Annotated in this window: 18 protein-coding genes and 1 pseudogene; 12 read left to right on the top strand and 7 right to left on the bottom strand. The window is 65.0% G+C overall.

Features of this window, described 5'->3' with window-relative positions:
• Window positions 1-2 precede the first annotated feature (2 nt).
• Window positions 3-1,544 carry an acyl-CoA synthetase gene (locus tag EET13_RS11890; RefSeq protein WP_122442477.1) on the bottom strand — a complete coding sequence of 514 codons (1,542 nt, stop codon included), beginning with the start codon at window positions 1,542-1,544 and terminating at the stop codon, window positions 3-5.
• 24 nt (window positions 1,545-1,568) lie between these two features.
• Entirely contained in the window at window positions 1,569-2,333 is a 765-nt protein-coding gene (locus EET13_RS11885; RefSeq protein ID WP_122442476.1) for an SDR family NAD(P)-dependent oxidoreductase, read from the bottom strand.
• A 171-nt stretch (window positions 2,334-2,504) separates the two neighbouring features.
• On the opposite strand from EET13_RS11885, the gene EET13_RS11880 reads away from it, so the two are divergent.
• Window positions 2,505-3,191, top strand: coding sequence for a QsdR family transcriptional regulator (locus EET13_RS11880; RefSeq protein ID WP_168990753.1), 687 nt, complete (start codon window positions 2,505-2,507; stop codon window positions 3,189-3,191).
• 3 nt (window positions 3,192-3,194) lie between these two features.
• On the opposite strand, the gene EET13_RS11875 is transcribed toward EET13_RS11880, so the two are convergent.
• Together EET13_RS11875 and EET13_RS11870 are read right to left on the bottom strand one after the other, a co-directional pair.
• Window positions 3,195-4,952 carry a DUF3556 domain-containing protein gene (locus tag EET13_RS11875; RefSeq protein WP_122442474.1) on the bottom strand — a complete coding sequence of 586 codons (1,758 nt, stop codon included), beginning with the start codon at window positions 4,950-4,952 and terminating at the stop codon, window positions 3,195-3,197.
• 204 nt (window positions 4,953-5,156) lie between these two features.
• Window positions 5,157-6,884, bottom strand: a complete 1,728-nt coding sequence (locus tag EET13_RS11870) for a PE family protein (RefSeq protein ID WP_122442473.1) — start codon at window positions 6,882-6,884, stop codon at window positions 5,157-5,159.
• A gap of 695 nt (window positions 6,885-7,579) precedes the next feature.
• Here EET13_RS11870 and EET13_RS11865 point away from each other — a divergent pair.
• From EET13_RS11865 to EET13_RS11850, 4 genes are read left to right on the top strand one after another with little or no spacing between them, the layout of a single operon-like run.
• Window positions 7,580-8,101, top strand: coding sequence for a molybdenum cofactor biosynthesis protein MoaE (locus tag EET13_RS11865; RefSeq protein ID WP_425293675.1), 522 nt, complete (start codon window positions 7,580-7,582; stop codon window positions 8,099-8,101).
• On the top strand, window positions 8,098-9,159 hold the full coding sequence (moaA, locus tag EET13_RS11860; RefSeq protein WP_244603872.1) for a GTP 3',8-cyclase MoaA: 1,062 nt from the start codon (window positions 8,098-8,100) through the stop codon (window positions 9,157-9,159). The genes EET13_RS11865 and moaA overlap by 4 nt, the downstream gene beginning before the upstream one ends.
• A 5-nt stretch (window positions 9,160-9,164) precedes the next feature.
• On the top strand, window positions 9,165-9,419 hold the full coding sequence (locus EET13_RS11855) for a MoaD/ThiS family protein (RefSeq protein ID WP_122442487.1): 255 nt from the start codon (window positions 9,165-9,167) through the stop codon (window positions 9,417-9,419).
• Between the two features lie 41 nt (window positions 9,420-9,460).
• Entirely contained in the window at window positions 9,461-10,057 is a 597-nt protein-coding gene (locus EET13_RS11850) for a nitroreductase family protein (RefSeq protein WP_244603871.1), read from the top strand.
• 95 nt (window positions 10,058-10,152) lie between these two features.
• Here the strand turns inward: EET13_RS11850 and EET13_RS11845 are convergent.
• Together EET13_RS11845 and EET13_RS11840 are read right to left on the bottom strand one after the other, a co-directional pair.
• Window positions 10,153-11,022, bottom strand: a pseudogene (locus tag EET13_RS11845) (ABC transporter permease).
• Window positions 11,023-11,024: 2 nt separating this feature from the next.
• Window positions 11,025-11,741, bottom strand: coding sequence for an MlaE family ABC transporter permease (locus EET13_RS11840; RefSeq protein WP_425294239.1), 717 nt, complete (start codon window positions 11,739-11,741; stop codon window positions 11,025-11,027).
• A gap of 586 nt (window positions 11,742-12,327) precedes the next feature.
• Here EET13_RS11840 and EET13_RS11835 point away from each other — a divergent pair.
• The 4 genes from EET13_RS11835 to EET13_RS11820 all read left to right on the top strand — a co-directional run bounded on the left by EET13_RS11835 (window position 12,328) and on the right by EET13_RS11820 (window position 17,802).
• A complete protein-coding gene (locus EET13_RS11835) occupies window positions 12,328-13,518 on the top strand; it encodes a transcriptional regulator (RefSeq protein WP_136623152.1) in 1,191 nt (396 codons plus the stop codon).
• Window positions 13,519-13,683: 165 nt separating this feature from the next.
• On the top strand, window positions 13,684-15,177 hold the full coding sequence (locus EET13_RS11830; RefSeq protein WP_122442471.1) for an aldehyde dehydrogenase family protein: 1,494 nt from the start codon (window positions 13,684-13,686) through the stop codon (window positions 15,175-15,177).
• A gap of 114 nt (window positions 15,178-15,291) precedes the next feature.
• Window positions 15,292-17,562, top strand: coding sequence for a molybdopterin-containing oxidoreductase family protein (locus tag EET13_RS11825; protein ID WP_122442470.1), 2,271 nt, complete (start codon window positions 15,292-15,294; stop codon window positions 17,560-17,562).
• A 3-nt stretch (window positions 17,563-17,565) separates the two neighbouring features.
• A complete protein-coding gene (locus tag EET13_RS11820; RefSeq protein ID WP_122442469.1) occupies window positions 17,566-17,802 on the top strand; it encodes a hypothetical protein in 237 nt (78 codons plus the stop codon).
• A gap of 266 nt (window positions 17,803-18,068) precedes the next feature.
• Here EET13_RS11820 and EET13_RS11815 read toward each other — a convergent pair whose 3' ends face one another.
• A complete protein-coding gene (locus EET13_RS11815) occupies window positions 18,069-19,325 on the bottom strand; it encodes a PucR family transcriptional regulator (RefSeq protein WP_122442468.1) in 1,257 nt (418 codons plus the stop codon).
• A gap of 261 nt (window positions 19,326-19,586) precedes the next feature.
• Here EET13_RS11815 and EET13_RS11810 point away from each other — a divergent pair, with 261 nt between their 5' ends.
• The 3 genes from EET13_RS11810 to EET13_RS11800 are packed head-to-tail and all read left to right on the top strand — an operon-like array spanning window position 19,587 to window position 23,239.
• Window positions 19,587-20,327: a 1-acyl-sn-glycerol-3-phosphate acyltransferase gene (locus EET13_RS11810; RefSeq protein ID WP_122442484.1), complete on the top strand. Its 741-nt coding sequence runs from the start codon at window positions 19,587-19,589 to the stop codon at window positions 20,325-20,327.
• 3 nt (window positions 20,328-20,330) lie between these two features.
• Complete coding sequence (fadD12, locus tag EET13_RS11805) at window positions 20,331-21,965, top strand: acyl-CoA ligase FadD12 (RefSeq protein ID WP_122442467.1); 1,635 nt, start codon at window positions 20,331-20,333, stop codon at window positions 21,963-21,965.
• 5 nt (window positions 21,966-21,970) lie between these two features.
• A complete protein-coding gene (locus EET13_RS11800; RefSeq protein WP_122442466.1) occupies window positions 21,971-23,239 on the top strand; it encodes an alpha/beta hydrolase in 1,269 nt (422 codons plus the stop codon).
• The last annotated feature ends 687 nt before the right edge of the window (window positions 23,240-23,926 follow it).

Below are 23,926 nucleotides of genomic sequence, written 5' to 3'. Positions count from 1 at the left end.
GCCTATTCGGATGCCTCTGTCGAAAATGTTTCCCGTAGAACGCGTTTGAGCGCCTTACCGGTCGGGGTGCGCGGGATGGCGTCGACGAAAACCGCCCGCTTCGGCAGTTTGTAGCGGGCCAGCTTGCCCTCGCAGTGCGTCAGCACCGCGGCCTCGTCGAGATCCGGGTCGGCGCGCACCACCACCGCCAACGGCGACTCACCCCATTTGGCCGACTTCATGCCCAGCACCGCGACGTCGGCGATACCGGGGTGCGACAGCAGGACGTCCTCGATTTCGGCCGGGTAAACGTTCTCCCCGCCGGAGATGATCATGTCCTTGATCCGGTCCTGGATGTAAACAAAACCGTCGGCGTCGCGAACGGCGATATCGCCGGTGTGCAGCCAGCCGTCGATGACGGTCTCGGCCGTCGCTGCAGGACGGTTCCAGTACCCGGCCATGATGTGGCGCCCACGAATCAAAATCTCACCCGCAACACCGCTCGCCGCATCGGCGCCGTGCTCATCGACAATGCGAATGTCGGTGTGAAAGAACGCCTTACCAGTCGACCCGATATGCGACATCGCGTCGTCGGGGCCGATCACGCAGCCCGGACCGCACGATTCGGTGAGCCCGTAAACCTGATGCACTTCGAAGCCGAGATCGGCGTAGGACTTGATCAGCGACGGCGGCACCGGCGACGCCCCGCTCATGATCCAGCGCAGCGCCAACGATTCCCGTAGCTCTGGCTGATATGTCGGCAGCATGAAGTTCAGCATCGCCGGCACGGCCAAGGTCGTGGTGATCTGCTCGTCGCGGAACACCTCCCAGATCCGCCGGGGGTCGAACTGGCGCACCATGACGATGGTCGCACCGCCGTAGACACAACCGACCAACGGGGCAAGCGCCGCCACATGAAACAACGGCAGCGAGATCAGGTAACGGTCCCGAAACCGCATGTCGACGCTGACCTGCATGGTCAGCAGGCACCACTGCACGCTGTCGTGGGTGTGCACCGCGCCCTTCGGCAGCCCGGTGGTACCCGAGGTATACATGATGAACAGTGGGTCATCACCGTCACCGACAGCCGAAATTGGTTCGGGTGCAGCCTGATCCACAAGGGCATCGAAGTCGGCCGCCCAGTCTGGGCCGTCGGCTCCGATGCGCAGCCAGCGCGTCACCGGTGTGCCGTCGTCGTTTCCATCACTGTCGTGCAACTCGGCCACGACGGCGTCGTATTCGGCGTCGAACACCAGCACCGTGGCGCCCGAGTCACGCAGCATGAACGACAGTTCATTGGCGACCAGCCGCCAGTTCAACGGAACGACCACTAACCCCGCCCGGGCCGCGCCGTAGAAGACCTCGACGAACTGGTGGCAGGTGGGCAACAGCACGGCGACCCGCTCGCCCTTGCCAAGCCCCAGCCCGGTCAACATGCGGGCGGCCCGGTCGGCGCGTTCGTTGAGTTCGGCGAAGGTGAACCGCCGTCCGGCGGTGTCATCGACAAGTGCCTCCAGATCGGGATTCAACTCGGCTCGTTTGGTCAGGTGCGATCCGACGTTCATGGCTGCCTTTCTGAGTCGGTGCGGTCAGGAGGTGAGCATGCCACCATCGACGGGCAGGGTGATACCAGTGACGTAGCTGCTGGCGTCGCTGGCCAGGAAGACCAGGGCGCCGCCGAGTTCGTCGGCCAGACCGACGCGGCCGTTCAGCGTGCGCGGGATGACCGTGGTCTCGACGTAACCGGCGGGGAATTGGTCGGTCATTTCCGATTCGAAGAACCCAGGCGCCAACGCGTTGACCCGAATGCCCTTTCGCCCCGTCCACTGCTGGGCCAGGTCGCGGGTCAAGCCGATCAGCCCGGCCTTGGACGACGCGTAGGCGGCCTGCGGCAAACCGGCGGTGGTCAGCCCGAGCACGCTGCTGATGTTGATGATCGAGCTGCCGGACCTCATGACTTGCGCACAGGCCTGCGCCATCCAGTAACAACCGTTGAGGTTGAGGTCGATCACGGAACGGAACTGATCGGGCGTCTCACGAGTAGCGGGCACTGCGGTGCCGACCCCGGCGTTGTTGACCAGGATGTCGACCCGGCCGAAGGCGTCGACCGCGGCAGCCACCAGGCGCTGGCACTGCTGGGGGTCGGTGACGTCGGTGCGCACCGCGACGGCCTTGCGCCCCATCGCCTCGACCAATGCGCGGGTGTCGGCCAACCGTTCCTCGCGCCGCGCGCCGAGCACGACGTCGGCACCCGCCTCGGCCAGCGTCTGTGCGAACGCGACGCCGAGACCACTGGATGCCCCGGTCACGATCGCGACCCGGCCATCGAGCCGGAAGCGGTCCAGGATGCGCATCACCGCACCCCGGTGATCAGGTTGAGGATCATGCTTGCACCCTATAGAGATGCGTTGCATATCTGCAACCAATGACGAGTTATCTCACTAGGTACGCCCATCTTCCGCAACCATTCGCGCCAACTAGCGAATGCTTCCTCCAGTTGCAGCACCGGACCGCCCGAATCAGCGATGCAACATCTGATAGCCTGGTGCGGTTGCGAGACGTTCACTGAGACCAGGAGGTGCGACATCGCCGAAACACACCTGGCTCGGCTACTGGCAGCGACAGACCGCCGGCCCGATGCATTGACGGCATTCCGCATTGCCCGCCGGTGGTTCATGGCCGGCCAGCGGATCGAGATGCAGGAACTGGCCGCCGAACTCGGGGTGAACCGGGCCACCCTGTTCCGCTGGGTCGGCAGCCGCGATGATCTGTTGGCCGAGATCCTCTGGTCACTGGCCGAACGTACGCTGGCCCTGGCCGTGCGGGACACACCCGTCGAACCGGAGTCCGGTGGCGAGCGCATCTCGGCCATTATTGGCCGTTTCGTGGCGTTGCTGGACGAGGCGGACTACTTCCGGGCATTTCTGCGACGAGAACCGGAACGGGCGCTGCGCATCCTGACCACACAGGCCGGAACGGTCCAGGCGCGGCTGGTCGCGGCCGTGGAAACGCTTGTCCGCGAGGAGATCACGCGCACGCAGATGGACCCGCCGTTGCCGCCACACGACCTGGCCTACCTGATCGTGCGGATCGTCGAGTCCTTCCTCTACTCCGACATCATCACCGGCGAACCACACGACGTCACCAAGGCGGCGCTGGCGATCATCGCACTGCTCGGACATGCTGCGCCACCGGCGGGCGTCACCGCCTGACCCCTATGGGATGGTGCGCTCGGTCGTGACGTGGACGGGGAATTCGTCGCCGGGTTCGGGCCAGGGCTGACGCGTCAGCATGTCCTTGACCTCGGCATAGCCGGCCTCGAGCACGCCGGCCTTGGCGTCGACGATGCGGTACCACTGCTTCTGGACATGGATCGGCTGACCTTCCAGGATGACGACGCGGACCTCCCCCTCCGCGAAATTGCACCGTCGCTGTACCGCGGCCAGCAATTGCTCGTTGTGCAGGTGTCCCTCGCCGAAATTCCACCCGACCAGTGGACCCGCAATAAGCTCACCTTCCCGCACGCTGTAGTCGGTTTCGTCGACCGGGCCGCCCACGGCGCGGGGCACCAAGCCGTTGAGCGCCCGGCCATGGGTGTGCATCGCGCGGAATGCCGCGGTCTTGTCCATCATGATTTCCGCGCTGTCGGCGCCGTAGAGCCTGGCCAGCTGATTGACCACCAGCGCAGAGCTCTTGACGACGTTCGCTTCGAGCTTGTCCTCGGCCCCGGGCCGGAAGCACCAGATGCTAGTGGCCCAGTTGCCGGCGTAGTAGCGCATCGACGGCAGAAACGAAATCTTTTCGGGCAGAAGGTTTCCCGCGATCGCGACGGCCACCGCGGCGAGCACGATCGCCAGCAGCAGCGGTGATCGCAGGTCGGTGGCGCCGATCGTGCCGTAGTGGCCGAACAGGTAGAACAGCGAAAAGATGAAGAACACATTCCACTCCAACGGGACGCCCATCGGAAGGTTGGACAAGATGTTGAGGTGGAAAATCACCATGAACCCGATGAGGAACCACCGCCACGGGTGGCCGTCGGCAACGAAGACCAGAACCCCGGGGACCAGGAACTCGGCCGTGGTTCCGCCCACATGCGCCATGAGCTTCGGTAGCCACGACGGGCGCAGATCGTTGACCGGGTCAAGGTACAGCAGGCGCTTGAGCGGGTTGAACAGCTTGCTGCGCAACAACGCGTTGTTGCTGGTCATCACCGAAACGACGTACGGGAAGTGGTGGTTGAGCTTGGAGGTCGCCGCCCCCCACCACAGCGCGAGCATGATCAGCTTGAACGCCGCGATCTGATCGGTGAACGGGAAGAAGAACACCAACAGCTTCAGCCAATAGTGTTCACCGCGGGCCGCCAGAAAAATCGTCTTGTCGCGCAGCCCCAAGACAGCCAGGGCCACGATCATCGGAACGACCAGCACCGGGTTGACCAGGCCGACGTCGCCGGCGGCCGTGACCGGACCCCCCTCTCCGGGCGACAACAGTGCCCACACCCCGCCCGCCAACACGACGGCGTAGAGGGCGACGTCGACGACGGTACGGCTGTCGCCGCGGGTCAACGGGACTTTGTCCGGCCAGGCGGGCAGTCGAATAGTCTTGGGCCGCAACCAATACAGGAATCCGCCGACCGGCGGCATGAACCGCCCGGTCAGCGGGCCGGACCCACAACCAAAGCCCATCACCTCGAAAAGCAGCGTGAAGATGATGACCTTCTGATACACGATCGGTTGGGTCCACCAGTCGGCGATGTGGCCGAGCCCGCCGAGGCCGGGTGTGAGCGAGATGATCGCCGCGGGCGCGGCGACATATACCCCGATCTTGACGAGGTACAGCAGATATGCGGCGTAAGGCGTTCCGAAGCCGTGGTCGACCCAATGCCGGGTGACGATTTGCAGCCGGGTTGCCCGTGGCAGGGACTGCCAGGTAGCGGGGTCGACGTCCGGAAGCTCCGGGGACATGAAACCCATGGCGGCCTTCCTGATATTGAGGTGTGGAAATCACTTGATGAACAAGGCGAATCGGGCGTCGCGCGACGCGGTGGTCAGTACTGGGCGGTTCTGGGCGTCGGTTAGCCCCCTCGGTCTTTCTGACATAGATGTTCGCACCATCGTCGGTCTCCTGGCGAGGTCTGCGCCGGCCCGTCCTGTATTCGGAGTCCTCGGTGCTTCGGATCAGGTCGGGAACGGTTGGCCGGCGAGGATGGCCGCAACGGCGACCCCGGCCATCCCGACGCCGAACACGCTCAGCATGGCGTTCGTGGCCGGGATGAGTTGCAGGTATTGGCTGGACCCGTTGAGGTCGCCGGCCGCCAGCCGCTCGATGCCGCTAGCCACGTATTGAGCGTCGGCGGTCACAAAGTAGCCGGGACCTGCCACCAGCACCGGCGCTATCTGCTTGGCGATGAAGATCGCATTGACGAGCTGCGGGGCTGCGCCGTGACCCAGCGCTACGGCAGTCAGCCAATCTCCCGCCCGGTAGATGGCCGCGGTGACGACGGGATCGAGGGTGTGGTTGACGGCGGTGTCAAGCACACCGGTCAGGTAATTGAGCGGGCCGTCGATAGCGCCGCCGATCTGTGGCGGCACCGCGACGGCCGCAGGCAAGCTCGGTGGCGGCAACGGCGGGAGCTGCGGCGTGCTGGGCACCGGCAGCTGCGGCAGTGCGGGCAACCCCACGTCGGCAAGGGCATGACTTATCCCCTGCGCGCTCGCGCCGGCGAGATCGCCGACGACCGACAGCGGGTTGATGTGCGTCGGGAATATCCCCGCCGGGGTGGCCACATCGGCGTATCCGGTTCGGTCGTAACCCATTTCGATGATCACCCGCAAGTCCGGCTCGACAAGATCGAGCAGCGGTGCGGGCACAATGCCGCGCAGCGGCTCCACCAGCGGCAGATGCTCGCTGGGCAACAGGACATATGTGGTGTGGATGTCGGCCGGGGACACCGGCTGAACCACACCCGCCGCGACCTGCGCCGGCGTGAGCTCCTGGTAAGTGCCATGGGAGTAATAGATGCCCAGCAGCGCGTTGAGGTCGGCGGGAATGTTGAGCGGGTACTGCGGGAAGTCGGCAAAGCCGTCGTATTGACGGGTGTACACCGTCGTCGGGTACAGATTGCTCGGCGTGGCACCGCTGAACGTGAGACCCATCGGCTGCACGAAAAGCCCCGGGAAGCGGGCGAGTAGGCCGCCGTTGGGATTGTTGGGATCACCGAGCAGCACGAAGGACAGCTCGTCGGAGCCGGGCCTTAGGTCGGCCGGCAGGCTTGCCAGATAACGCATTTCGGCCGTGGCGACCGAAGCACTCTGAGAGAAACCGAGGACTACGACGTCGTGTCCCGCGGCGTGTTGGGCCATGATCGCGGCGTGCAAATCAGCGGCACCCGCGGCCACCGATTGGTCGAACGTCAGGCTGGGGATGCCGGTGAACGGCTGGAACTGCTCGGGCGTGGTGACACCGAACACCGGTGAGCCGGGGTAGAAGGGGCGGATGTAGAGGTCGTAGACCTGCTGCAAGTAGCGCAGCGACGGTCCCGGGTTTCCGGTGGGACCCATGACGAGAACCGTCGGGCTGCCGCCGCCGGGCACCCCACTGGTTGACGGCCGCAGCACCGAGCGATTGGTGTCCTCGGTGCCGGCGTACGTCTGCGCCCCGGTCCAGAGGCCTCTCACGATCTGGTCGTGATACGCCTCGATCCGGGCGCTGACGGCCTGATATTCCCGGGCGTAGCCGTCGAACAGCGCGGCGATCCCCTGCGACACCTCGTCGGCACCCGCAGCAAGCAGATGAGTCGTGCCGGCCGCGGCCGCACCGTTGGCCGCGCTGATCACCGAACCGATGCGGGCCACATCCGAAGCCGCCGCCGCCATCATGTCCGGCTCGGCGACCACAAACGACATTCGCGCCACTCCCATTTCGCCTAGACCTGGTCGGCAGCGGCGCCGCCCAGCGGTGGATGGATGGTAGCTAACGCGTCACGCCCCCGCGCCCGAAACCGGACGGAACCGGCCAACTCGGCCAGCGGCCGCCGGGTCCGCCCCCCTCTGGCGGACCCGGCCCCGTAACTTCGGGCTACCGCTTGGCCGGGTTCGGCTGCCGCGGCCGGCGCGGGCTGCGCCATGCGCGACCCCTCAACACGCACGGACGGATACCCGCTGCCGACTCAGGCAACTCGTCGAGGTCTCGGGAAGCCACCGAGGCCGCGCCCATCCCGTTCAAGAAATTGGTGAAGCCACATGCTCAAGGCGACCCCTTCCAATCTCCTTCACGGTGGTCTTACCGACTGACGTGCAGACGTTAACGCCGCAGGACGGGCGAACACCATATGCGCCTGCACCAAACTTCGAGTTCACTTTCGTGCGTGCAGCATGATGGATGTGGCCACCACGCACGAGATATGAGTACGCCTGGCACCGAACCTTTCCCGGTCATCCGCACCACGGTGAGCAATCTCAAGAATCGTGTACACAACAGCTTTCGCCATCAGACCCACGACTCGCCAACCTCATCGCCTTACCGTCATAGCTCACTACCGCCGTACCACATGCGGCGGATTGTAGGTGGGCTGAGGACGGTTGATGTCAGGAGACAATAAATGTGCCGACGCAGCGTGGGCCGGCATCCGAATTGGGCTTGCGCCATGATGGCCGGCGTGCACGGTGACCGGCCCGACAGGTTGATCGTCGGCTCTCACGACGTGGTAGTTCGCGCCACGATCGAAACCGCGCCGATTCAGGTGGAGCACTATGAGCGGCTCATACAGAATTCGGCCGCCGGCGCGCTGGTGGCGTTTGTGGGCACGGTGCGTGACCATGACCAGGGCCAACGCGTGCAAGCCCTGGAGTACAGCGCACATCCGAACGCCGCCGCGGTGCTGGATCGAGCCACACACGAGGTGGCGCGCATGCATCGGGGCGTTCGCGGGATCGCAGCGGCGCAACGCGTCGGTCGGCTGGACATCGGCGAAGTGGCCCTGTGTGTGGTGGTTGCCGCCGAGCATCGGCATGCGGCGTTTACAGCGTGCAGCGTCTTGGTCGAGACGATCAAACGCGATCTTCCGGTGTGGAAACTTCAGGTCTTTTCCGGCGGAGCACACCACTGGGTCGGTGTACCGTGACGGTGATCAGCCTCGGCACGCCGCACATCAGGATGCGACCCGCTCCCGAGATCGATCGTCCACAGAGCCCGTTCTTGATCGACAAATTCGGGCGGCGGGCCGTGGATCTTCGTGTCTCGCTAACCGATCGGTGCAACCTGCGCTGCTCGTATTGCATGCCTGCCGACGGCCTTGACTGGATGCCGGATTCCGACCGGCTCACCGATACCGAGATCGTACGCCTTGTCGGGATCGCGGTCAGACAGTTAGGGATTCGAGACGTTCGTTTCACCGGCGGCGAGCCCCTGCTGCGCCGCGGCCTGGAGTCGATTGTCGCATTGGTCGCGAAATTGCGACCCAGACCGCGAATCTCGTTGAGCACCAATGGTATCGGACTGGCACCGCGTGCTCGTCGACTGGCCGCCGCCGGCCTGGATCGCGTCAACGTCTCGTTGGACACGCTTCGACCCGACCGATATTTGCGCATCACCCACCGCGATCGCCTTTTCGATGTGCTCGCCGGTCTCGCCGCTGCAAAGGCCGCCGGCCTCTACCCGGTGAAGCTCAACACGGTCCTGTTGCGCGGCGTCAATGACGACGAGGCCCCCTCGCTGTTGGCCTTCGCAATGGCCGAGGGCTACGAGCTGCGGTTCATCGAACAAATGCCGCTGGACGCCCAACACAACTGGGATCGAACGACAATGGTCGAGGCGCGGGAGACCCTGCGCAACCTGCGGGCCCACTTCCGGCTCACCGCCAACAGCAAAGCGCGTGGCTCGGCGCCAGCAGAAGTGTGGCTCGTCGACGGCGGGCCCGGCAAAGTCGGCGTGATCGCGTCGGTAACCCACCCGTTCTGCGGCGACTGCAACCGTACCCGGCTGACGGCCGATGGCCAGCTCCGGTCGTGCCTGTTCAGCGACACCGAAACCGACCTGCGATCGCTGCTGCGCAGGGGTTGCGACGACGACGAGATCGCCCGTCTCTGGCGAAACACCATGTGGGCCAAGGCTCCCGGACACGGTATCAACCAGGCAGGCTTTCTGCAGCCCAGCCGGCCGATGAATGCGATCGGGGGGTGATCGGTATGCCGACCGTCACGGTCCGCTATTTCGGCGCAGCCCGCGCCGCGGCCGGACGAGCCATGGAGACACTGGCGTTAAGTAAGGCCGGCACCGTCGCAGACCTGGTCAGCGCGATCGGGCAGCGCCACGGCGAGCGGATGGCCACCGTGCTGGTGCGGTGCAGTTTCTTGCTCGACGAAGTGGCGGTCACCGCGACGAATAGTGAAGTGGTCGACCTATCGACACTCGATGTGCTGCCACCGTTCGCCGGCGGCTGATCGTGCGTCGCCGAGAACGCCCGGCCGGGCAGGTGCACGGCGTGTCGCGGATTGCTGACACGCACGTGCCCATCAATCCCATCGTCGCGCGCCGATGGAGCCCGCGAGCATTCGACCCGCGGGCGGTCGTCGCGGGCGACCAGGTCGTTGCCTTACTGGAGGCCGCACGCTGGGCCGCCACCTGGGGACGGCGCCAACCAGTCCGTTTCTTCGTGGGAATTCGCGGCGACGCTACGTTCACCACACTGGCCGAAATCCTGAAGCGGGGCAACAGCTATGCCAAGGCCGCCAGTGCGCTGATCCTGGTGTGCGCCGACCAAGGCGACGATGACCGGACCGCCGTCTACTCGGCACTGGATGCCGGCGCGGCCATCGCGCAACTGAGCATCGAGGCGGGGTCGCGGTCGCTCGTCGTACATCCAATGGCCGGTTTCGATGTTGCAGCCGCACACCGAGAGTTCCAAATGCCCAGTCGAGTTCGCCCGCTGGCAATCGTCGCGGTTGGGTTCCTCGGGGACTACGCGAAAGTCGATCCGCACATCGCGTACCGCGACACGGCGCCGCGGCTGCGGCTGCCCCTGCACGAAGTGGCTTTCGCCGACCGGTGGGGGCAAGCGTTCGAGCCGCCGTCGCATTAACCACGCATTAACCACATCGGGCGACGAGCAAGGCGTCCTACGCGCCAAAGCCCTTGGCTGCTGTCCGATTACGTCCGCGCAGCTGTCGGTGAGCGCTAGACGGTGAGGGCGAAATTCGGGTTTGCGCCATAGATCGCCAACGTGCCCAACAAGACAACGACCTGGATCGACACCAGCGAGAACCGCATTGACCGCCCAACCGCCTCGCCGACGCCGACCGGGCCACCGCGTGCGGTGTAGCCGTAATAGCAATGGGTGACCATGACCATCACCGCGATGATGACGATCTCCACAAAGGAGTAGAACGCATCCTCTGGGCGCAGGAACGTTCGGAAATAGTGCTCATATGTGCCGTGTGACTGTCCGTAAAGCACCGTCGTGGTGAGCTGTGGAGACAGAAACGCAATGCTGACCAACCCGGCGTACAGCGGCACGACCGCCACCACCCCCGCGATCACCCGCGTGGAGGTCAGATACGAGATCGACTTGATGCCCATCACGTCCATGGCATCGATCTCCTCACTGATGCGCATGGCTCCTAGCTCGGCCGTGTGGCCGGCACCGATGATGGACGCGAGCAAGATGCCGCCGATAACCGGAACGGCCAGACGTACGTTGATAATCGCGGCGAAGAACGCGGTAAATGACTCGACACCAATGCTTCCCAGCGATACAAAGCCCTGGATAGCAACGAGCGAGGCGCCAGAGAGTGCCACGAAGCCACCGATCCCGACAGCACCGCCGACTTAGGCCATCGCACCGGCGCCCATGACCGTTTGAACGATCTGGCGCAGCGTCTCGTGGGGGTAGTGGCGCAATGCGTGCCCGACATGCCCGATGCTGGACAGTGAAAACCAGGCCAGGCGCCCGGCTTCTTCCAGTCCGCGTCCGGCAGCGCCGCCATAGCGATTGAGGCAAGCGACCGTCCTGGGGAAGCGGGCAGCTGCGGCGGGGGCTGCTGACATGCTCACCGGCCCGTCCCGAATCGCACGCCGATGCTGGTCAACACCACGTTGACCGCGAACAGCGCCACGACGCAGAGCACCACGGTCTGGTTAACCGCGGTGCCCAAACCCTTAGCGCCACCGCCGACGGTGAGGCCGCGGTAGCAGCCGACCAGACCGGCGATCAGCCCGAATACCGCGGCCTTGACCGTCGCGATGACAACTTCAGGCAGGCCGGTAATGGTGGTCAGTGTGGCGAGATAGGCTCCGCCCGAAACGTTTTGCAGGTAGACACCGAAGAGGTAGCCGCCTACCAGACCGACGGTGATGACCAAGCCGTTGAGCAGAGTGGCCACCACCGTCGTGGCGCATACCCGGGGCACCACCAGCCGATGGATGGGGTCGATGCCGAGTACCTCCATCGCGTCGATCTCCTCGCGGATGGCACGAGCACCCGGGTCGGCGCAGATGGCGGTGGAACCGGCCCCGGCTACGACGAGCACCGTCGTCAACGGGCCCAGCTGAGTGACGGCACCGAGCGCCGCGCCCGCGCCGGACAGGTCGGCCGCCCCGAACTGCGCCAGCAGAACGTTGAGAGTGAAGATCAACAGCACTGTCAAGGGAACCGAAACCATGATGGTCGGCATCAACGCAACTCGCATGACGAACCAGCACTGCAGAATGAACTCACGCCATTGGAAGGGCCAGCGGAACAGTGCCCTGGCGGCTAGGACGCACATCCGAACGAACCCGCCGACGAGGACTAGCGGCGTCCGCAGCTTGACTACGCGATTTGTCGCACCACAACGAATTTCGTTCGTGGCCAGTACTTCTGTCCCGTCGCGGCCGAGCCGCGCACCTCGCTGTACGTCACTGTGGTCAGCGAGTACAGGTTTGATATCGGCCTTCATCGACACTCGAAAACTCCGTCCAAGCAAGCGCATTCAACAGCCACCGGCGACAGCGTGAACTCCCCTCGATCAGAACCAGGGTGTTCAGTAGCCATGGGTAGCCCACATACTGACGCCGTGATGTTGGTAAAAGGTTGGTCAACGGCATAAGCCCGTGACCGAAGCTTTCGACTCGGCAAGCGGCTGACCGGTACCGGGCGCAACGAGGCCGACGTCGGCCTGGGTCGATACCCGCAGAAACGCGTGACGGGCAGGATTGCTCGGGCCTATCCTGACATGGATAACTGATAGCTGGTTCACATCCGCGCGCCAGCGGTATGGGCAGCTTCGGCGAGATCGGAAAGTCGCCGCGCGCGACGTTTCCGAGTCGTAGCGTCAGGCAGCCTGCGGACGAGCAGGAATGGCAGGAGTAACGGTGAAGGGCGATCGGGGACTTCGGGCCAGACGAAACGCGATCTATCGATCCTGGACGCAGTTCATGTCCGGACAAACACCCAACGGCATCCGCGAGGAGGTGTTGTCCTCATGGTGTCGGACTCGCCGGCTGCTCTCTCCTGACGTCGCGATCGCGCCGGTTGGGCAAAGCGAGCTCAACCATGAGGCATTGCTGGCTTCAACCCGCGTGCTCGACGACACCATGCGCTACCCGCTGCGGGATTCCCACGTGGCCGTTGCGATCGCCGATCTGCGAGGACAGCTCGTGTGGACCACTGGAGAGCCCAGGTTGATGAGGGTGGCCGAACAGGTCAACTATTTGCCCGGCGGCTTGTGGGACGAGGCCAGCATCGGTGTCAACGCGATGTCGTTGGCGTTGAGCTGCGATCGCCCGTCGGCGGTCAGCACAGCCGAGCATTGGTCACTAGTGTTGCATGACTGGTCGTGCTACGCGGCGCCGATCCGAAACCCCCAGACGGGACAGCGGTTCGGGGTACTGAACTTCTCCACTCCGTGGGATAACGCCCATCCGGCTCTGTACATGGCCGTGACGGCGCTGGCGCAACGGTTGGGCGCAGAGGCCGCCGCAAACACCGCTTCCGACATCGGTTGTGACGGAATACATCTGAGCGTGCTCGGGGAGCATCGTCTGGCGCTGGCGGGTGCTCCGGTGCGAGTGACCCGCCGCCAAACCGAAATCGCGCTGCTGCTGGCGCTGCGCCCGGCGGGCGTGAGCCTGGCCGAGCTGCACGCCGACTTGTACGGCGATGAAGCCGTGCAGATCGGCACGCTCAAGGCCGAGGTGTCGCACCTGCGTCACATATTGGATGGACGAGTGTCCCGGACGCCGTACCGACTGCTGGGCAACGTCAAAGTAGACGCGTTGGACGTGCTCGAAAATCTGCGCCACGGCAGGGTCGCCGATGCGGTCACCGGTTACGCCGGCTCGCTGCTGCCGTGGTCGGAGTCCCCGCGCATCGTGCGACTGGCCCGAACCGTCGAAGTGGCGCTTCGCGACGCCGTCCTCAACAGCAACGACTACGAGTCGGCATTGGCGCTGGCCACCCATCTGGACGACGACGCCCAGCTCGCCGACCACATCTTGCGGATTCTGCCGTCCGGCGACGGCCGCCGCCACATTCTGCGCGGGCACCTGACCAGCATCGACTGACCGGTTCCGGGGATCTACGCCTCGACCTACCGAGGACCAACCTTGTCGGCCTAACTTGGCAAGCGTGGGTGCTCGTCCGTCCTCGGCGCGTCTGCGCTGGGCCGTCAACGGCTCGGGTCGCGACGCGCGGTTGCCACCAAATGCCTTCCCGCTCAGGAGAATTGAATGACCGTCAGCAGCAGCGACCGGCCCGTCGACGACTTCATCGCCGCCGAGGGGCGGCTATTCATCGGCGGTCAGCACCGCATGGCGTTGTCCGGCAAGACCTTCGACACGCCCAACCCCGCGACGGGCGCACGACTGGCAACCGTCGCCGAGGGCCAGGAAGAAGACATCGACGCCGCGGTGGCAGCCGCGCGTGCTGCCCTGGATGGCCCGTGGGGCTCGCTGACCCCAGCCCAGCGCGGCAAGGTCCTATGGCGAATCGGTGACCTCGTCGAAGAACACGCCGAAACGCTGGCCGGAATCGAATCGCTGGACAACGGAAAACCCAAACTCCAGGCGCAATTCGTCGACATCGCGGCCGCGGCCGACATCTTTCATTACATGGCCGGCTGGTGTACCAAGCTGGACGGCAAGACAATTCATCTGTCCACGCCATATGCGCCCGGCGCGGTCTTCCACGCCTACACGTTGCGGGAGCCGATCGGTGTGGTCGGTCAGATCATCCCGTGGAACTTCCCGCTGCTGATGGCGGCGTGGAAACTCGCGCCCGCGCTGGCGTGCGGCAACACCGCCGTGCTCAAACCGGCCGAACAGACCCCGCTGTCAGCCCTTTACCTTGCCGACCTGATGGAGCAGGCCGGGCTGCCCGCGGGGGTGGTCAACGTCGTAACCGGCTTCGGCGAGACCGTCGGCGCCGCGCTGGCCGCGCACCCCGGCGTCGACAAGATCGCGTTCACCGGGTCCACCGAGGTCGGCAAGCTCATTGTCGATGCCGCCAAGGGAAACCTGAAGAAAGTCACCCTGGAGCTCGGGGGCAAGGCGCCCAACATCGTTTTCGCCGACGCCGACCGCGAGGCCGCCGTTCGGGGCGCGGCCGAGGCGATCTTCTTCAACCAGGGGCAGGTGTGCTGCGCGGGGTCGCGGCTGTTCGTGGAGGCCGACGCCTACGACGACGTGATCGCCGGGGTGTCGGAGATCGCCGCGGCGATGAAGATCGGCGACGGCCGCGACCCCAACACGGCGATGGGTCCCCTGGTGTCGGCCGAGCAACTCCGCAGGGTGTCGAGATTCGTGGACGGCGGCGTCGCCGACGGCGCCGTGGCCGTGACGGGCGGGTCCGCCCGCAACAACGGTGGCGGCTATTTCTACCCACCGACCGTGCTGACCGACACCCGCCCCGACATGGCGGTGGTTCGCGAGGAGATCTTCGGCCCCGTGCTGGTGGCGGATCGCTTCGATGACCCCGCCCAGGTGGTCAGCAGCGCCAACGACACCGTCTATGGGCTCTCCGCCGGCATCTGGACCCGCGACGTCTCCAAAGCGCACCGTATGGCCAAAGCCATGCAAGCCGGCACGGTGTGGATCAACTGCTTCAACATCCTTGACGCAGCGCTGCCGTTCGGCGGCTACAAGCAGTCCGGCTGGGGCCGCGAGATGGGCCAGGAGGTCCTCGATGCCTACACCCAGACCAAATCCGTCGTTTGCCAGATTTAGCTATGGGAAAAAGCCATTGACCGCCGTCCTGCCAACCAAAATCTCCGGTCAACATTGCCCGCACCGACGGACAATGAGAAATTATATGAATACGCCCGAACGTGGAGGTGCGTAATGCCATTCGGCTCTATCCCCTTGTTGCGCAGCTCGCGCTCGGGCGACCAGTCCGGCGTCCACCACGATGCGGACGGCACCCGCACCAAACACGTCATCTGCACCGTGTGCGACATCGGCTGCCAACTGCGACCGGTCGCCAAGGACGGTGTTCTGACCAAGGTGTTGGCGCACGAAAATCCGTTCCTGGCCAACAACATCTGCTTCAAGGGCACCGCCGCGCCGCGCATCCACAACCACCCGGACCGGCTGAAGGTCCCGCTGAAACGAGCTGGACGGCGCGGTGCCGACCAGTGGGAGGAAATTTCCTACGCCCAGGCTCTCGACGAGATCGCCGAGCGCCTCTCCTCGTTGGTGCAGCGTTATGGCCCCGAGACCCTGGCCGTGTCGACGTCGGGCTGGAACACCGCGGTCACCCATGGCGCCGACCGCCGCTTCATGAACTTGCTGGGCAGCCCGAACTGGATTAGCGGCGTCGCGCTGTGCGCGGGCAACACCGCGGCCGTCAACAAGCTGACCTACGGCTGGTATCCATTCCCGGACCTGCTGAACACCAAATGTATTGTCCTGCTTGGCCATAACCCTCGCCGCCAGTCCTGGGCGCCGATCTACCACATGATCAACGACGCCCGGGCACACGGGGCCAAGCTGATCGTCGCCGACCCCCGCGTCTCAGATCAGGCCGAGACCGCCGACATCCATCTGCGGTTGCGGGCCGGCACCGACGCCGCGCTGTTGCTGGGCTTCCTGGCCGTCATCATCGACGAGAAGCTCTACGACGCCCAGTTTGTGCGCGACTGGACCGTCGGCTGGGAGGAACTCAAGGCACGCGTCGGCGAGTATCCGCTGGAGCGCGTCGAGGCGATTACCGGTGTCGACCGTCAGCAGATCGCGGCCGCGGCACGGATGTATGCCACCGCGCGCGGTGCCGTCATCCCGTGGACCCCCATCACCGACCAGCAGCTGTCGTCGACGTCGGCGATCCGGCTGCAAAGCATCCTGCGCGCCATCACCGGCAACATCGACGTGCCAGGCGGTGAAACGTTTTCCGGGCTCAATCCCGACTACATCTCGGACTCGCAGATGTCGATGCACGAGCTGCTCACCCAGCAGCAGCGCGACAAGCAGCTGGGTTCAGACCTGCACCCCGTGTATACCTACCGGGCGCAGGACATGCTCGGCGACTACTGCGAGAAGGTATGGGGCTATCGGCACATCGACCTCGTCATGGGCTGCTTCATGGCCAACCCCTCGGCGGTCTTTCGCGCCATGGCAACCGAAAAGCCGTACCCCGTCAAGGCGTTCTTCGCCCTGGGAAACAACGCACTGCTCAGCTACCCCAACCAAAACCAGATCTATCAGGGCATGATGAATCAGGATCTGATCGTGGTCCATGAGATTTTCCAGACGCCGACGTCGATGCTCGCCGACTACGTCCTGCCCGGCGATGTTTTCAGCGAACGCAACAACATCCACGATTTCTGGAACTGGGTCGGACGCCTCACCGTATCCGAGAAGGTGGTCGAGCCGCCGCAGCAGGCATCCAACACCTACCAGTTCTGGCGCGACCTGGCGATCCGGATGGGATTCGGCGAACACTTCCCCTGGCAGACAATCGAAGACGTGCTCGACTATCGGCTTTCGCCGTCGGGTATGACGTTCCAGCAGTTCGCCGACAAGCATTACATGAAGGCCGACGTCCCGGTCTTCAAGAAGTACGAGAAGACCGGGTTCGCCACTCCTTCGGGCAAGGTGGAGCTGTGGTCCAGCATCCTCGACGAGTTGGGATTTGATCCCCTGCCCTATTTCCGCGAGGCTCCGCCGCCCGACGCCGACTACCCATACTTGATTTTCACCGGTGTCCGAGAAGACCCGTTCTTCCAGACCGGACAGCGCAACATCGACGTGCTGCGCAACCGTGCCCGGGCGCCCAAGCTGTTCCTGCACCCCGTCGACGCGGCCCGCGAAGGGCTGGCGGACGGCGACTGGGCGCGCCTGGAAACCGGGTACGGCGCTGTTGTCGCGCAGGTGCTGGTCCAGGAATCCATGAAGGAGGGCCACATTCGGGTCCCGCACGGCTGGTGGTATCCCGAGCTACGCGGAAAAGAGCACCTGGCCGGGGCCTTCCTCAGTAGCGACGCCGTCTTGTGCGGTGACGACCCGGAGCTCCTCGACCACGAGCAGGGCATCCCCCACTTCAAGGGTTTCCCCGGGCGGATCGTCAAACTCACTGAGGCCCCTGAGTTTTCGGCCGCGGCCCGGGGAGGTTAGCCGATGGGACACGGAACCGGCCGCTCGGCTGTCGTCAATCGGATCCTCGCGCTCACCCCGCCGCGGGGCAAGATCGCGGAGCTGCGGGCGCGCCTGCTGGTCAGAATCGTCAACCGCACACTGAAACCCAATCCGTCCTTCGCGGATCGCCTGGCCAAGCTGCTCATCCTGCGGGTGTCGGGGCGCCCGATGCACGATCCCGAGCTCGATCACGAGGCATATATGGACCAGCATCGGTAATCATCTGGACACCCTCGGAACAGCTGCGATCCAACGGGCAGTAGGTCGACTGCCGGCAACTTGGCTTACCTCTTCCATCCGAATCCATCCGAATCCATCCGAATCCATCCGAATCCATCCGAACAAGCCACGGACCGATCGCTCCGGGGGACCATGCAGACCGCGGAGACGAGCGGAATTGTGAGTGCATCCTGCACCAGCGTTTCACCACCGGCGCTCGCCGAGGAAGCCGCCGTCGACAGCACGCACGTTGCGGCATACTTCGCCTACTGTGGCGCGCGCAGCACCGCCGGCGCCATCCACCGGCAGATCTCCAACGCGATCTGCACCTTGAACACGGCATCGGGATCGTCCAAGCTATGTCCGCACAGCTCCATCGCCTGAGCCACCCGATACTGAATAGTGTTGCGGTGCAAAATCATTGCTTCAGCAGCCGCGACATAACTGCGATTGCGCACCAAGAACTCGCGTAGCGTCTCGCGTAGCCACTCATTACGCTCGTCGGCCACGCTGAGGTCCCCCAGCACGTCGGCGACATAGCGCCGCACGGCGTCGGTATCGGCGGCCATCAACGCTACCGGTGCCACGTCGTCGTAGCAGACGACACGGCTGCCCCGGCCGTCTCCCCCGGCCTGCACGACCGCTTTGGCCAGCTCAGCCTGCTTCAACGACGCGCGGAAGCCGCGCAGCCCGCCACCCGGCTGCCCGCAGGACAGCCGCGCCCGAATACCCGCCGACTCGAAAGCCGCCCGCAACCGGGCCGGATCACCCGCTCGGTCGTCCCAGACCGAAAACCATAGCTTGGCCTCGCGCTCATCGGTCGGCACCAGCAACGAGCCGCCCACCAAACCCAGCTCGGCCGACACCAGGCAACGGACCTGCTCGAACACTGCCATCACGTCACCGGTTGGCACCACCGCGTCCACCCACACCACCGCGGCGACGTGCACACCGTCCAACCGATAGCGCAACAACTTCTCGGCGCGCTGCACGTCGACCGGAGTGCCGGCCAGCAACTCGCTGACCGCCTGCTGCTGCAGGCCGCCCCGCCGGCTCAGCCAGCGTTCATGCTCCTCCTGGTAGGCGATGATCATCTGATCGGCCACCAAGTCCACGATTCGCGATGAGCGGTTCACCAACGCGGTGATGGTCGGCACTCGCTGCTCAGGCTCCACCAGCGACACATATTGCATCGCCACCTCCAAGAAACGCGCATGCCCGAGCCGGTGCGCCCGAACCAACGGCGCCAACGGCACGTCGCGTTGTGCGGCTGCCCGCGCATAAGCCAGCGCGGCGGGCGGGGCTTCAAGCAGCGATGTCGGCACGTCACGCAGCAGGTAATGGACGGCGGCGACGTAGTTCTCGGTGATACTGGCCTGCCACATGTCCATCATCCGGCTGTCGTAGTCAAGCCCCTGGATCTCGGATTTCATCAGGTCGAACACCTCGGCGATGAACTGGTCACGGATCGTGTCCATCTGCCGGGCGATCACCGCGATGGAACTGCCGCCGATCTGGGCCACCTTTGGATCCCTCCTGTGTTGGGCTCAGCTGGTCGTTCACCCGGCCGGGCCGGCATCATGACCACTGTGCCCGCCCGCAGCGCGGATCGCAGGCGTTTCGCCTCCCGGGCCGACTCCCCCGCCCAGCCCAGGTCGTTACCATCGAGGGACTCGACGGCAAAGAGGCCCGAGCGACCTCGAAGGAGGAACGTGAGCACCGACGACCCAGACATCGAAGATCCCGAGCTCGGCAAATGGGATCCCGGCCTGACCAAGCGGTTGATGGGTGTCATGCGCCCGGTCTTGAAGACGTACTTCCGGTGCGAGGTCCATGGCCTGGATTCTTTTCCGCCCGGCGGAGCGCTGGTGGTCGGCAACCACTCCGGTGGAATGTTTCCGATGGACGTTCCCATCTTCAGCGTCGATTTCTACGAGAAGTTCGGTTACGACCGGCCCGTCTACACGCTGAGCCACGACATTCTCTTCATGGGCCTGACCGGGTCACTGTTCCGGCGCACCGGCTACATTCGCGCCACCCGGCAGAACGCGGCCAAGGCGCTGCGCTCCGGTGGTGTGGTGGTCGTGTTCCCGGGAGGCGACTACGACGCGTACCGGCCCACGTTCGCCGAGAACGTCATCGACTTCAACGGTCGCAAGGGATACGTCAGCACCGCGATCGAAGCCGGTGTGCCCATCGTGCCGGCGGTGTCCATTGGTGGCCAGGAGACGCAGCTTTATCTGTCGCGCGGCACCTGGCTGGCCGAGCACCTAGGACTAAGACGGTTGCTGCGCAGCGACATCCTGCCGCTCTCGTTCGGTTTTCCATTCGGATTCAGCGCCGCCTTTCCGCCGAATCTGCCGCTGCCGACCAAGATTGTCACCGAGGTGCTGGATCCGATCGACATCACGGCACGTTTCGGTGAGGATCCCGACATCGACGAGGTCGACGAGTATGTGCGGTCGGTGATGCAGGAAGCCCTCGACAAGCTCGCGGCCACCCGTCGCTTCCCGATTCTAGGCTGAGCCATGCTATCTCGCGTCAACGAAGCTCTGGGTCTGATCACGACGATGGCGCGTGCCGGGCTGATCGCGCCGATGCGGCCATACCGCTACCTCAAGATTGCCGCCGCGATGCGGCGCGAAGGGATGGGATTCACCGCGGGTTTCGCCGGTGCGGCCCAACGCTGCCCGGACCGCCCGGGACTGATCGACGAACTCGGCATGCTTACCTGGCGGCAGCTCGACGAGCGCAGCAGCGCCCTGGCCGCCGCGCTGCAGGACTTGCCGGCCGGTCCCCCGAAAGTCGTCGGCATCATGTGCCGCAACCATCGCGGGTTCGTCGAGGCTCTGATAGCAACCAATCGGGTAGGCGCCCACACCTTGCTGCTCAACACGTCATTCGCTGGTCCCGCGCTGGCCGACGTGGTGAGCCGGGAAAACGTCGACACCGTGATTTACGACGAAGAGTTCACCGCGACGGTGGATCGCGCGGTCGCGGGCAAACCGGAAGCCACTCGCATCCTGGCATGGACCGAAAACCAGCACGAGCTGACCGTCGAAGCACTCATCGCTGCGCATTCCGGGAAGCGGCCTCAGCGTCCCGGCACCAAAGGCAAGTTGATCCTGCTGACGTCTGGCACCACCGGAACACCCAAGGGCGCAACGCATTCCGGTGGAAGTGGCGGAGTCCGCACGCTGAAGGCAGTCCTGGACCGCACGCCGTGGCGCGCCGAGGAGCCCATCGTGATCGTGGCGCCGATGTTCCATGCCTGGGGTTTCTCGCAGCTGGTGCTGGCCGCGTCCCTGGCGTGCACGATCATCACCCGGCGCAAGTTCGATCCGGAGGCCACGCTGGACCTCGTCGACCGCTACCAGGCAACGGGTCTGGCGGTGGTGCCGGTGATGTTCGACCGGATCATGGAGCTGCCTGCCGAGGTGCGTCGTCGCTACAGCGGCCGGTCGTTACGCTTCGCCGCGGCGTCGGGCTCGCGGATGCGCCCCGATGTCGTCATCGCCTTCATGGACCAGTTCGGTGACGTGATCTACAACAACTACAACGCCACCGAAGCCGGCATGATCGCCACCGCGACGCCCGCCGACTTGCGCGCCGCGCCCGACACCGCGGGCAAACCCGCTGAGGGCACCGAAATCCGCATCCTGAACCCGGAATTCAACGAGCTGCCCGTCGGCGAGGTCGGCAGCATCTATGTCCGCAACGAGAGCCAATTCGACGGCTACACCTCCGGCACCACGAAAGACTTCCATGCCGGGTTCATGTCCTCCGGCGATGTCGGCTACCTCGACCAGAACGGGCGGCTGTTCGTGGTCGGTCGTGACGACGAGATGATTGTCTCCGGCGGCGAGAACGTCTACCCAATCGAGGTGGAGAAAGCGCTGGCCGCCCATCCCGAGGTGGCCGAAGCCGCGGTGATCGGCGTGGACGACGAGCAGTACGGCCAACGGCTCGCGGCGTTCGTAGTGCTGGCGCCCGAGGCTCATCTCGACAGGGGCGCGGCCCCCGAGGCCCTCAAACAGCATGTGCGCGACAACCTGGCCAACTACAAGGTGCCGCGCGAAATCGCGGTTCTCGACGAGCTGCCACGCGGCAGCACCGGCAAGATCCTGCGCGCCGAACTGCAGTCCAAGGTGGGCGGCTCATGAGGGGGATGCGGCTACTGAGGCTGGCGCGCCGTCCCCGGCCGCTGACCCGCGGAGCCGTCGAACTGGTCAACGCCGCCAACGGATTACAGCCGATCACCCGCCACCCCTACGCCTCGGCCCTGGTCTTCTGGTTCGGCTGGCCGGCATCGGAGGTGCCGGGAATGTATCTGAGCGTCTCGCTGCTCGACGCGGTGCGCCGCGGCCGCCGCGGCGATTTCGCCGGGCCGAAGGGAAAGACGGCGTTGGCGTTGACCGTTGCGGCGTGGGCCATCTTGGGGGTGATCCGCTATCGCGGCATCACGACCCCGGGCCCGGTGCTGGAAGCGGGGCTGAGCGAAGGGCTCGGACCCGACTACGCCGGCGAACTCGCCGAGCTGCCGACCGAGCCGACGCGCCGGGGCCGGCGCAACCTGCCGCTGCGCACCACCGTGGCGCGCCGGCGTTATGTCGAGAAGACCAACATCGTGGCGTACGGCCCGCATCGGCGCGCCAACCTCGCCGACATCTGGCGCCGCCGCGACCTGCCCCGTGACGGCAAGGCGCCGGTGCTGGTGCAGGTGCCCGGCGGCGCGTGGGTGATGGGCTGGCGTCGGCCGCAGGCGTATCCCTTGATGGCCCATCTGGTTTCGCGGGGCTGGGTCTGCGTTTCGTTGAACTACCGGGTCTCTCCGTTGCATACCTGGCCGGCGCACATCGTCGACGTGAAACGTGCGCTGGCGTGGGTCAAGGAGAATATCGCGGCCTACGGCGGCGATCCGGACTTCGTTGCGATCAGCGGAGGTTCGGCCGGCGGACACCTGTCGGCCCTGGCGGCACTGACGCCCAACGAACCCCGGTTTCAGCCCGGTTTCGAACATGCCGACACTTCGGTGGTCGCAGCGGTTCCCTTCTACGGGCGCTACGACTGGTATTCCACCGACGCGGCCGGGCGACCCGAATTCATCGGGCTGCTCGAAAGATTTGTGGTGAAGCGCAAATTCAGCCAGCATCGGCAAATATTCGTCGATGCGTCGCCGATTCATCACGTGCGCGCCGACGCGCCGCCGTTCTTCGTGCTGCACGGCGCCGACGACTCCCTCATCCCGGTCGTGGAAGCCCGGGAATTCGTTGACGAATTGCGCGGGGTCTCGAAGTCCCCGGTCGCTTACGCCGAATTGCCCAATGCTCAACACGCTTTCGACATCTTCGGTTCCCCGCGTGCACATCAGGCCGCCGAGGCGGTAGCCCGGTTCCTGTCCTGGGTCTACGTGACGAACGGGCCAGGCGTGCGGTAGTTGCGGAGGTCCGGCAAGCCAAACGTGGGCACCGACTTTCGTCGCTGCTAGGTTTCAGGGCTGCGCTGCGGGAGCTGAAATGCGCGGGCACCTGAATGCGCGCTCCTGGCGCCGAATGTGCGCTCCTGGCCCCGAAGGTGCCGCCTGGGCGGTCCCAGCGCGAAGTTCCCGCCCTGTGCGCACACTCAAAAACCTCTGCGCACACTCAAAACCCTCTACGCACACTCAAAGCCGTCATCGCAGACTCGACAATATGGCGGCATCACAGCCGACCCGGCAGGTTCTCCCGAACCCCTTCCACCACAACAGATTCGAGCGAAAGAGCAGGCGCTAGCGAGTCACACGCAGTGCTCGAGCATATTGAAGATCAGAAGCATTGTGGCGTCGCGGAAGCATCCGAACGCCAACAGGCAACCCTAAAGATGACCGAGCCGACACATCGGCTCGGTAAGCATCCTGGAAGTCACAGTCAGATCTTCTGGCTCGACGCCTGATTGCCGCTCATCGACGGTCACCAAACTACCCGGCCCGTACACCGCCGGGCAGACTCCGGGTACATCTGTCGCTTGCCAGGGTGATGGGACCACCTGATTGCCAGGGGGATGGGACCACCGTGGCGCGTTATTGAGGATGGTCGTTGGGATGGTCGGGGTCAAGTTGGCCGGGTCGGGTGCGTTGGCGGTAGGA

This window comes from Mycobacterium attenuatum, from assembly GCF_900566085.1.
GTDB classification, from domain to species: Bacteria; Actinomycetota; Actinomycetes; order Mycobacteriales; family Mycobacteriaceae; genus Mycobacterium; species Mycobacterium attenuatum.
This window is presented reverse-complemented; position numbering and strand designations above follow the sequence as displayed.

Coding starts and splice junctions, on each gene's coding strand:
- EET13_RS11885 (WP_122442476.1), bottom strand. CDS start 2,333: ATGCGCATCCTGGACCGCTTCCGGCTCGATGGCCGGGTCGCGATCGTG.
- EET13_RS11820 (WP_122442469.1), top strand. CDS start 17,566: ATGGGACACGGAACCGGCCGCTCGGCTGTCGTCAATCGGATCCTCGCG.
- EET13_RS11810 (WP_122442484.1), top strand. CDS start 19,587: ATGGGTGTCATGCGCCCGGTCTTGAAGACGTACTTCCGGTGCGAGGTC.
- EET13_RS11855 (WP_122442487.1), top strand. CDS start 9,165: ATGCCGACCGTCACGGTCCGCTATTTCGGCGCAGCCCGCGCCGCGGCC.
- EET13_RS11870 (WP_122442473.1), bottom strand. CDS start 6,884: ATGTCGTTTGTGGTCGCCGAGCCGGACATGATGGCGGCGGCGGCTTCG.
- EET13_RS11890 (WP_122442477.1), bottom strand. CDS start 1,544: ATGAACGTCGGATCGCACCTGACCAAACGAGCCGAGTTGAATCCCGAT.
- EET13_RS11825 (WP_122442470.1), top strand. CDS start 15,292: ATGCCATTCGGCTCTATCCCCTTGTTGCGCAGCTCGCGCTCGGGCGAC.
- EET13_RS11800 (WP_122442466.1), top strand. CDS start 21,971: ATGCGGCTACTGAGGCTGGCGCGCCGTCCCCGGCCGCTGACCCGCGGA.
- EET13_RS11865 (WP_425293675.1), top strand. CDS start 7,580: ATGTGCCGACGCAGCGTGGGCCGGCATCCGAATTGGGCTTGCGCCATG.
- EET13_RS11840 (WP_425294239.1), bottom strand. CDS start 11,741: ATGTGCGTCCTAGCCGCCAGGGCACTGTTCCGCTGGCCCTTCCAATGG.
- EET13_RS11830 (WP_122442471.1), top strand. CDS start 13,684: ATGACCGTCAGCAGCAGCGACCGGCCCGTCGACGACTTCATCGCCGCC.
- EET13_RS11875 (WP_122442474.1), bottom strand. CDS start 4,952: ATGGGTTTCATGTCCCCGGAGCTTCCGGACGTCGACCCCGCTACCTGG.
- EET13_RS11880 (WP_168990753.1), top strand. CDS start 2,505: ATGCAACATCTGATAGCCTGGTGCGGTTGCGAGACGTTCACTGAGACC.
- fadD12 (WP_122442467.1), top strand. CDS start 20,331: ATGCTATCTCGCGTCAACGAAGCTCTGGGTCTGATCACGACGATGGCG.